The 1,519-nt window shown below is 60.1% G+C and carries 2 protein-coding genes; one reads left to right on the forward strand and one right to left on the reverse strand.

The genetic code is table 11. The features are described 5' to 3' along the window. Window positions 1-780 (forward strand): FAD-dependent oxidoreductase (locus ACXRVY_RS28530; RefSeq protein ID WP_458238895.1); only part of this gene is annotated, 780 nt, incomplete at its 5' end. Here the strand turns inward: ACXRVY_RS28530 and ACXRVY_RS28535 are convergent. Further along, window positions 777-1,519 (reverse strand): DNA-binding protein (locus tag ACXRVY_RS28535; RefSeq protein WP_458238896.1); only part of this gene is annotated, 743 nt, incomplete at its 5' end. The genes ACXRVY_RS28530 and ACXRVY_RS28535 overlap by 4 nt on opposite strands.

The following is a 1,519-nucleotide window of genomic DNA, read 5'->3' on the forward strand; positions in this document are numbered from 1 at the left end:
CTGCTGTATCGCGGTGAACTGTTCCTGCGCGGTTTCGACGGATCCGTGCGCAAACATTTGCAGGAAGAGTTGACCAAGCGCGGCATGGACCTGCAATTCAATGCGGACATCGAGCGCATCGACAAGCAGGCCGATGGCAGCCTGAAGGTCACGCTCAAGGATGGTCGCCAACTGGAAGCTGATTGCGTGTTCTACGCCACAGGCCGTCGTCCGATGCTGGACAATCTCGGGCTGGAAAACACCGGGGTCAAACTCGACAGGAAAGGCTTTGTCGAGGTCGATGAGCTGTATCAGACCGCCGAGCCRTCGATCCTGGCGCTGGGGGATGTGATCGGTCGTGTTCAGCTGACACCGGTGGCGCTGGCTGAAGGCATGGCGGTTGCACGGCGCCTGTTCAAGCCAGAGCAGTATCGTCCGGTGGATTACAAGATGATCCCGACGGCGGTGTTCAGCCTGCCAAACATCGGCACTGTCGGTCTGACCGAAGAAGAGGCCCGCGAAGCCGGCCACGACGTGCAGGTCTTCGAAAGCCGCTTCCGGCCGATGAAGCTGACCCTGACTGAATGCCAGGAGCGCACGCTGATGAAGCTGGTGGTGGACGCCAGGACCGACAAGGTTTTGGGTTGTCACATGGTCGGCCCGGACGCCGGTGAAATCGTCCAGGGCCTGGCGATTGCCTTGAAGGCCGGCGCCACCAAGCGCGACTTCGACGAAACCATCGGGGTGCATCCGACGGCCGCCGAAGAGTTCGTCACCATGCGTACGCCGGTCGCCGGTTAATCGTCCTTCGCTGCGTCTGCCGCTGCCGCAAGGGTCGCGGCCAGACGTACGCGCTCTTCGAGATCCACCCGGGTCTTGGCCAGATCCATTTCCAGTGACTTGTTGAGCTGCGACTGCTCATCGACGTTCTGTTTGAGTGCCTGGCTTTCCAGCAGGGCAACACGCAGGCGTTCCTGGAGGAGGGTGCGTTCGCCGTCGACGCGAGTGGCCTGTTCCAGCAACTGATCCTGACGGCTATTGCTTTGCTTGAGCTGTTCTTGCAGCAGGCTCAGCTCGCGCAGCGTGCCGCGGTTTTCAGTCAGCAAGCGTTCATTGTCACGGTGCAACTGGGTGATTTCATCCTGGCGTACCAGTGCGCTTTGTTGTGCCTGGCGCAGTTCCATCTGTATCTGTTGCACCTGGCCTTCGTGGCGACTCATTTCCTGTTCGCGCTGTTCCTTGACCGCATTGCGGTAGTGCTCCAGTGCGTCGCGAGTGTGCAGGTGTTTTTCTTCAAGGGAGCGGATCTGCTCGTCCTTGTCTCTCAAGCGCAATTCAAAATCGGCCAGCGCCTGGTTCAGTCCGGCGTTGCGGGTTTGCTCCGTTTGCAGCATGGCGCGGGTTTCGTGCAGGGCCTCGGACTCCTGAGTCAGCGCCAGGCTCTGAAATTCGTATTGCTGGTGCAGTTCGCTGTTGGCCTCTTGCGCTTCGCCGAGCTGATGTTCCAGCGACTTGCGTTGTTCTTCGTACTGCGTGCGCG

This window comes from Pseudomonas sp. P5_A2_2 (genome assembly GCF_054177685.1).